The organism is Paraburkholderia sp. NPDC080076 (assembly GCF_050281145.1).
Lineage (GTDB): Bacteria > Pseudomonadota > Gammaproteobacteria > Burkholderiales > Burkholderiaceae > Paraburkholderia.
Genome location: NZ_JBNNWQ010000026.1, coordinates 1 through 8,382, shown reverse-complemented (window position 1 = coordinate 8,382; position 8,382 = coordinate 1). Strand labels below are relative to the sequence as shown.

The window sequence follows — 8,382 nt, the reverse complement described above, 5'->3', positions numbered from 1 at the left end:
TCGCTGAGCGATTCTGACCTCGGGAGCTCACTGTAGACGAAGGCCATCGTTGCCATGAAACAGGAACAGCCGTCCCGCCGGGAAAAGCGAAATGGACCTCCACTACGGCGGTCGGTCCGCAGCTGGAAGACCCGGCTGTACCGATCGTACGGCGAGCACTAATCCAGTATGTATTCCATCATCTGCGCACAGTGCAACGTAGCCGCGCGCGACCAGTCACCGGATCATCCGCCTGATCATCCGCCTCGGTGAGATTGAAGCCCACGAACAACTCGCTGCCTGACGGAACGAACGGAGAGCGGCCATGACGAGAAGGATTGCACGGCTCTTAAGCATCAGCCTCATCGTCGTGTTGACGGGCTGCCCATCGAAGCAACAGGATCAGCAGGCTCAGACGCAGCCCGCTTCAGCACCGGCCGCAGCCCCGGCCTCTGCCCCGGTTGCAGCCTCTGTTGCGGCCGCAGCGTCCGTGCCACTCCCAGCCTCGGCGCCCGAGCCTCAGGCCCAGCAATTTCCACCGGAGGAAATCGAGGCGCTGGTCGCGCCGATCGCGCTCTATCCCGACTCGCTGTTATCGCAAATCCTGATGGCGTCGACCTATCCGCTCGAAATCGTGCATGCTGCCCGCTGGGTGAAAACGCACAAGGATTTGAAGGGTGACGCTGCTGTGAAAGCGGTGCAGGACCAGCCGTGGGACGTCAGCGTGAAGTCACTGGTGGCATTTCCACAGGTGCTGGAACCAATGAACGACAAGCTCGACTGGACCCAGAGGCTCGGAGATGCGTTCCTTGCGAATGAAAAGGACGTGCTCGACGCTGTGCAGCGATTAAGGATGCGTGCGCAAAAAGCCGGACACCTGACGTCTAACGCGCAACAGAAGGTGGTTGTCGAAGCGCCGGCCCCGAGTGAAGGCGGCCAGCGCCCACAAGGTGGCCAGACGCCGCAAACCATCGTGCGCATCGAGCCATCCAATCCCCAGGCCGTCTACGTGCCCTCCTACAATCCAACCGTCGTCTACGGCGGCTGGAGCGCTCCCGCTTACCCGCCGACCTACTGGCCGCCGTATCCGGCTTACTACCCCGGCGCCGCTCTTGCGACCGGGTTCGCATGGGGGGTCGGCATCGCGGCTGCGGGTGCACTCTTCGGCAATTGCAACTGGAATAACAATGACGTCAACATCAACGTGAATAAGGCCGCCAACATCGACCGCAATTTCGACCGTACCAAGGTAGAGGGCGGCAAGTGGAAGCACGACGCGGGACATCGTCAGGGTGTCGCCTATCGCGACAACGCGACGCGTGACAGGTACTCGAAGGGTACGCAGGGCGCCGACGCGCGACGCGACTATCGCGGTCGCACCGGCGGCGCTACCGAGCGTGCGAGCGTCGCCAACCGCGCGGAAGCCGGAAATCGCACGGGTCGCCAGAACAACGCGACCGCCGCCGACCGTACAGGCCGAACGAATACCGCGGGTGCCGGCGATCGGGCCAACAAGTCCGATCGAGGTGCTACAGCCAGCAATCGGGCACAGACGTCCAACCGCAACGCCGCAGCCGGCAATCGCGCACAGACGTCCGATCGAAGTACGGCGGCGAGCAATCGCGCACAGGCGTCGGATCGAGGTGCGGCGGCGAGCAATCGTGCGCAAACGTCCGCTCGTGCCGCTCCGTCAAACGCACAAACCTTCGACAGAAGCGGCGGCGGTTACTCGGGAGGTGGCCGCGACTCGGCATTCCAGGGCGTCGGCGGAGGCACCGCGACGCAGCGCGACTACAATCGCGGGCAAGCGAGCGCGCAGTCCTCGAACTATAACCGTGGGGGCGGCGCAGCCCGTGGTGGTGGCGGCGGTGGCGGAGGCGCACGCGGCGGCGGCGGCCGGCGCTAGTTCGTCATACGAAGGGAAGCGATCCCAGCTGAACCAGCATTTGATACGGCTTTTCTGGACCCACTGCATAAGCGGCGTTCACCCGCGCAACTGTTGGAGAATCCGTTTCCACCTGCGAAGTGGGCGCCGAAGCGCTGCCTGGCTCGAGAATGCTCGACGAATGGTAAAGACAGATCCACTCGTGCTCGCCCGCGTTCGACATGTCGGTTTCGAGCATCCAGTTGACCCCGCACTGAAGACAGCGATATCTGCACACTTCGAGCGGGCGGCGACCCAGTGGACGCAGCCACGTCGAACAGTCTGATTTCTGCAACTGTGGATGGGGCGCAGGAATAGCGCTTTGCAGCATTCTCTCGCACGCGTCGCAAAACATGGGAGTCAGGATCGCAGAAGAATGACGGAACAACTATAGCACCGGGGATTGCGGGGTTGGGCGGCTAGTCCCGGTGCGTGGCTTGCGGAGTTGGGAACACTGCGGCGGCTACTTCTCATCACCAGGTTCAACGCGAAAACCTGGCTTCACGCGTCACCGGCGCAGCCAGGAAGTAAACGGTCATCGCGCGCGAACTGATCGATGCGTCAACAGGGTTGCACGCGCAGTGGCTGTGAACTGCACGCGAGGCCTCGCGTACGTTGCGCGCAGATGTTCAACAAAGACGGCCGCCCCTCGAATCGATCCAGCCCAGATCCTACGGACCCACACGCGATGTCGAAGCCGCCGTGCCCCATGGTCAGTTCCGCGAGTATCAGTGCGAGACCCGTGCCAGCACGAGCACGTAGAGCGCGGACGCCGCGAGTTGCACAAGTGTCACAGGCAGTCCATAGCGCAGAAACGTCGCGAACGTCACGGGTCTGCCTTCGCGTGCGCAGATACCCGCCGATACGATGTTCGCGGCCGCACCGATGAGTGTGGCGTTGCCTCCGAGCGTCGCGCCGAACATCATCCCGACGAACACCGGAATGGTGACTGGCGGCCATTGGGTGAACTGGTCGGACAACGCAATGTCGGGTACGAACTCCGCCGCAACCAGGTATCCCTTGACCATCACAATGGACGCCGCTGCAACCGGTACGTTGGCGAGCAAAGACGACAGCAGTCCAATTCCGGCGATCATCACCAGAGCGACGAGCGACAACTGGGTGCCGAATTGCTGATAGAGCTGGAGTGCCATGACCTGAAGCAGACCCGTCCTGGTCATCGCCTGAACCAGACAGAAAACCGCGCCGAGGAACACCAGTGTCTTCCAGTCGACCTCCCGCAGCACGCTATCGGTAGACTCGACCCTGGACGCGTAGCCGACCAGCAGCGCCAGTGCGCTGGCAATCAGTGCAACCGCCGGCGGAACGATGCGCGTGGGCAAGTCCTCGCCGAACACGAACAGCGCCATCATCGTCGCGAGCACGACGAGCGACACGCCCGCATAGATAGGCCGCTGGAGCCGCGCACGCGGTTCACGGGCCGGCAAGGTCCGCCGGATCTGCCATATGTCGCGCATCAGGAGCGGAAGCATCGGCACCACGACACCAACGGCGACGACACCGCCCAGGCTGACGCGCCGCAGGTACTCTCCAAACGTCATGCCGATCGAACTGCCGACGAGGAACGTCGCCGGATCGCCGACCAGCGTGAGCAGTCCGGCTGAGTTGCTGACGATGGCGGTCAGCACCATCGGAGCAACGATGTCCACCTCGAGCGCCACGGCCACGCGGATGATGATGGGGGCCAGCAGAACGACCGTGGTCGCGTTCGGCAGGAACGCGCACAGCGGCGCGACAATCGCAATCAGGAGCAGCAGGAAGCGCTTACCGCTTCCGCCGGTGGCCCGCAGATACAGGTCGCCGACCAGGTCGAACAGGCCCGTGGATGACAGGATGCGCGCGACCACCATGCCGCCGAACAACAGACTGATCGGACCCGCGGCGGTTCGGGCTGCGCTCAGCATGTCCTGTTCGTCGAGTATGCGCAGCGCGATCAGAACGCTCACGCCGACAAGCGCGGCGACGGCCATATCGATCACGTTGAACGCGATCACCAGTATGACCGTCGCGAACACGCCGAGGACAATATAGACCTGCAGTTCGCTCATGACGCGCCTCGCTGGGTTCAGCGCATCGGCGGCGCATACATCAGCCCGCCATGCGTCCACGATTCGTTGATCCCGCGTTCGAGCCGCAGCGGACTGCGCGCGCCGAGGTTTCGGTCAAACATCTCTCCATAGTGACCAGCGCTTCGCAACGCCCGAAGTGTCCACTCGGGTTCGACACCGATCGCGCGGGTGACTGTATCGTCGGGAACGAGCGCCTGCCGAACAAGGGGATCGCGCATCCGTTCCTGCACGTTCTCAGAGGTCACGCCCAGTTCTTCTGCTGCGATCAGCGTGAACAGCACCCAGCGCACGAGAATCAGCCAGGAGACGTCACCGCCCTGGACAACCGGGCCAAGTGGCTGTTTCGAGATCCGCTCCGGAAGGATGACGACCGATGCCGCGCCGCCTGGCGCATGCAAGCGTATGGCAGTCAGGTAGGACGCGTCGGCCGTGTATGCGCCGCAACGCCCGGCGAAGAATGCCTGTTCCAGTTCAATCGCGGATTTCAGCACGAGCGGCTTGATGTCGAGCCCGTTCGCCGCCGAGTAGGCAAGCAGATGTTCTTCGGTGGACGTCTCCTTCTGTACGCACACCGTGGCACCCTTGAGTGAGGCAAGCGACTGTGCTCCGCCCCGCCCCCGCACCATGAATGCCTGGCTGTCGTAAAACAGAACACCTGCGAACTGGACCTTGAGAGCCCCTTCACGAAGCAGGGTCCACGTTGTGTTGCGCGCGAGCAGATCGACCTCACCCGTCAAAAGCGCCGGAAAACGCGCTGACGCCGTGAGCGGAACAAATGCGACCTGTGCGGGGTCGCCGAGGGCGGCGGCCGCCACGGCGCGGCAGAAGTCGACATCGATACCCGACCAGTGTCCCGCGGCATCCCGTACGGAAAAGCCGACAATCCCCTCGCTAACGCCGCAGCGCAGCGCACCGCGCGCCTTCGCAATCATCAGGGTTTGCCCGTCCGCCGCTTCGACTCGCGACGGCAGGCACATCACAGCGAGCAGCAGCAGCCATATCGCCCTCACGATTCGGCCTCTCGTTGCCATGACGTCATCCCTCCGTCCGTGTGGCGTGATGCTGTGCTCGATGCCCTATTCACCCTCATCGTCGAACGAACGCCTGAGGTGAGGTTCAGGATGTTCTGATTTCGTTCGAAAGAGGTTGGCCCGTTTCGAACTCGGTGACGCTTCGCAGGGTTGTTTGGCAAATCGTCGTCACGGCTTCACGCGTGAGGAACGCCTGATGACCGGTGACGATGACATTCGGGAACGAGATCAGGCGTTGAAGAACATCGTCGGTAATGATGGTGCTGGAAAGGTCGCGAAAGAAAAGTTCTGCTTCCTGCTCGTACACGTCGAGCGCCGCCCCTCCCAGTTGCCCGCTTTTGAGTGCCTCGATCAGCGCTTCGGTGTCCACCAGCCCACCACGACTGGTATTGACCAGCAATGCCCCGCGCTTTGCCCGGCCCAGACTGTCGGCATTGATGATGTGAAAGGTTTCCGGAGTCAGCGGGCAGTGCAGCGAAATGATGTCTGCGCTCGAACCGATTTCCAGGGGACGCGCGTAGCTGGCACCTAACGCCTCGAATTCGGGTGACGGGAATTTGTCGTAGCCGATGACCTTGCAGCCAAAGCCAAGCATGATCCTGGTGAAGACACGGCCAATCTTGCCTGTACCGACCACGGCCACTGTCTTGCCGCAAAAATCAAAACCCATCAGCCCGTCCAGCGCAAAATTGGAATCCCGCGTTCGGTTATAGGCCCGGTGGATCCGCCGATTGATCGCCAGCAGCAATGCAACCGCATGCTCCGCAACCGAGTTGGGCGAGTAATCCACGACTCGAACCACCCTCACCCCGAGACGGTCGGCGGCTTTGAGATCCACGTTATTGAAGCCGGTGCAGCGCAGCGCGACGAGGCGTGTTCCCCCGCGCTTGAGTGCGTCGAGGACCGCTGCATCCGCAGTGTCGTTGACGAAGATACAGACGGCGTCATTGCCCGTGGCAAGTTCGACGGTTTCCAGTTCTAACGGGTCGTCGAAGTACTTGAGTTGATGGCCCTCGGCAACGTTCGCGGCATTGAGAAATTCGCGATCGTAGGGCTTGGCGCTGAATACGGCAATTTTCATCGCGTGTCTCCCGGTTTCATGGAGGTCCGGCTTTTCGCCAAAAGCCTGGTCGGCTATCCGCCGACCAATGCAATAGCGATCTGCGCGAACAGGATTTTCACAATAGTCATCGAAGGAAAAATCATTGCGTAACCGACGTCCGGCCTGTCTGTGGGAGCAACGCGATTGGCGAAGGCCAGGATGGCCGGATTCCCCGTCGCGCCGCTGATGATTCCCACCGTCGCGTCAAACGGCAGCTTGAAAACCCACAGGCAGAAGAACGCTGTAATCAGCACCAGTGCGAGAAGAATCGCAACTCCGCAGAGGAGAAACGAAATGCCGGTCGCGCCGACTGTCGCAAAGAACTTCGGCCCGGAAGCGATCCCCACCTGGGCGAGAAAGATCGTCAGGCCGAAATTGCGCAGGACCAGATTGGCCGAGAGAGGCATGGTCCAGACGAACGGTGGGGAACGGCGAATCTTGCCGAGGTAGAGCGCAACCAGCAGCAGCGCAGCCAGCCCGAGGGTCAGCCTGCCGACCCCCGGAATAGGGATCGGGATCATGCCGATGAGTAGTCCCACGGCTGCGCCGGCGCCGATGGAGATGAAGCTTAGCTCCGCGGTGCCCTTGATAGAGTCGCCGAAGAATCTACGGATCGCCTTCATCTGAGCTCGATTGGCGAGCAGGCCGACCCGGTCGCCGAACTCGAGGATCAGGTCGGAACTGGGCAAGATGTCGGCATCACCTCTACGTACATGAGCAATCGAGCAGATCACGCCATCAGGGAAGGCGATGTCCCGAAGCGATCGCCCCACCACGGCCCGGCTCGACGCAAATACGCGCGCATAGTCGAGATCCTCCCGGTGACTGGTCATCCTCCCCGGCTGCAGTTCTCCGACAAGAGCGGCTGCGTCCTTGAGCACCGCGGGGTCCATAGAAGTGGCAAGCAGGACATCATCCGTGTGCAGGACGAGGTCGTCCCCCGGCAGGAGATTGTGGTGTTCGCGACGCACGGCTGCGATTGCCACACCGGCCGGCAGTCGTGCCGTCAACTCGGAAAACCTGAGACCGATGAATGCGCCGTTTTTCAGCGCGATTTCAGCGGTTTCCATGAGCTTTTCCGGCGGCTGCTCGACCTTCACTTTTAGCAGTGCGCTAAGCATGTAAATGAGCAGGATGGGACCTGCAACGCCGAACGGGTAGGCTACGCTATAGCCGACAGCGGCGCCGTCGCTTTTCGTCGCTGCGATGATCGCCTGCAAGGTTGCTGTGCTGGTACCCGAGCCCGCGAACATCCCGAGTGACTCATCGAGTTTGACGCCAAACATCGGAACGAGAGCCAAAGACACGAATCCCGCGCCAACGACTCCCAGAGCGGCTGCCGCATTGGCGCGCAGTCCATCGGCGCTGGTGAGGCCCTTAAAGAACTGGGCCCCGTACTGGATGCCGATGCCATAAAGAAATAGCAGCAAACCAAGGGTTCCGAGAAGGGCAGGCGGCGACGACCTGGGCGCGAATCCTCCGATCACCAGTCCCACGAAGAGGACCGCGCCCGATCCGAGCGAGACGCCCTTTATGCTGAACTCGCCCACGACATAACCCAATCCGATAGTCAGGAACAGCGTGAACAGCGGCTGAGTTTCGAGCAGAGCCCTGAGTGTATCCATAGCGGCCTCGTTGTTAGACGACCGGCACGATAGCGCGACGATGCGAAGAAGAACTTACTCCCACGTGCTCAGGATTCGATCGGGCTGCCGTGTCTGCATGGCATGTGCACGCGGTGTGCTGCTCGACAGATACTGGCAGCGCCTGACACCGGTCAGGGCAAGGCCGGCTTGAGCGAATAATGTTCGATGCTGGGACCCCGCGCGACAATGGCCGCACTCTTTCGAATTTCCTCCCGAGCGCCGGGCAGGTCGATCAGCGAGTGTTGAGCAACGCACAGCACGGTCTCAAGCTGAATGGGATCGCCTGTCCAAGCCAGCCGGCGATACATGGAAAACCGTGGCGCATCCGTGAACAAGCCCGCCAACACTCCAATACGGCAACACTGGCGCCCGGTGTTCCGACAGCCGCTGGACATGCCACATCGAGCGGCGTGTGCCTGGTGCGATGGCGGCGATCGAACCGAACCATGCTGGTGACATGGCGACCTCCTGATCGGCCGACTACGAGCAGACGCTTGCAGCATACGGCGTTCGATGTGGCGACGATATTGGACCAAGGTTGTATGGCATTGCTTTACGCCGAGACCTACATTGGTAAGGGATCTTCGGAAAATTACTCAGGTCAACGTGC

General features: G+C 61.8%; 6 protein-coding genes. 1 reads left to right on the top strand and 5 read right to left on the bottom strand.

The features are described from left to right. Positions 1-304 precede the first annotated feature (304 nt). Positions 305-1,885 carry a DUF3300 domain-containing protein gene (locus ACQKRQ_RS41335; RefSeq protein WP_427483528.1) on the top strand — a complete coding sequence of 527 codons (1,581 nt, stop codon included), beginning with the start codon at positions 305-307 and terminating at the stop codon, positions 1,883-1,885. A gap of 746 nt (positions 1,886-2,631) precedes the next feature. On the opposite strand, the gene ACQKRQ_RS41330 is transcribed toward ACQKRQ_RS41335, so the two are convergent. The 5 genes from ACQKRQ_RS41330 to ACQKRQ_RS41310 form a co-directional block, all read right to left on the bottom strand. Next, positions 2,632-3,972, bottom strand: coding sequence for an SLC13 family permease (locus ACQKRQ_RS41330; protein ID WP_408181879.1), 1,341 nt, complete (start codon positions 3,970-3,972; stop codon positions 2,632-2,634). A gap of 17 nt (positions 3,973-3,989) precedes the next feature. Continuing rightward, on the bottom strand, positions 3,990-4,925 hold the full coding sequence (locus ACQKRQ_RS41325) for an amino acid ABC transporter substrate-binding protein (protein ID WP_427483527.1): 936 nt from the start codon (positions 4,923-4,925) through the stop codon (positions 3,990-3,992). Positions 4,926-5,109: 184 nt separating this feature from the next. Beyond that, entirely contained in the window at positions 5,110-6,105 is a 996-nt protein-coding gene (locus tag ACQKRQ_RS41320; RefSeq protein ID WP_427483525.1) for a 2-hydroxyacid dehydrogenase, read from the bottom strand. Between the two features lie 53 nt (positions 6,106-6,158). After that, a complete protein-coding gene (locus ACQKRQ_RS41315) occupies positions 6,159-7,751 on the bottom strand; it encodes an aspartate:alanine exchanger family transporter (protein WP_427483524.1) in 1,593 nt (530 codons plus the stop codon). Between the two features lie 152 nt (positions 7,752-7,903). Next, positions 7,904-8,107, bottom strand: coding sequence for a hypothetical protein (locus tag ACQKRQ_RS41310; protein WP_427483522.1), 204 nt, complete (start codon positions 8,105-8,107; stop codon positions 7,904-7,906). Positions 8,108-8,382: the final 275 nt, after the last annotated feature.

What these genes read in the sequence shown, in the direction of transcription:
- ACQKRQ_RS41335 (WP_427483528.1), top strand. Translation starts at nt 305, where the DNA reads ATGACGAGAAGGATTGCACGGCTCTTAAGCATCAGCCTCATCGTCGTG.
- ACQKRQ_RS41330 (WP_408181879.1), bottom strand. Translation starts at nt 3,972, where the DNA reads ATGAGCGAACTGCAGGTCTATATTGTCCTCGGCGTGTTCGCGACGGTC.
- ACQKRQ_RS41325 (WP_427483527.1), bottom strand. Translation starts at nt 4,925, where the DNA reads ATGATTGCGAAGGCGCGCGGTGCGCTGCGCTGCGGCGTTAGCGAGGGG.
- ACQKRQ_RS41320 (WP_427483525.1), bottom strand. Translation starts at nt 6,105, where the DNA reads ATGAAAATTGCCGTATTCAGCGCCAAGCCCTACGATCGCGAATTTCTC.
- ACQKRQ_RS41315 (WP_427483524.1), bottom strand. Translation starts at nt 7,751, where the DNA reads ATGGATACACTCAGGGCTCTGCTCGAAACTCAGCCGCTGTTCACGCTG.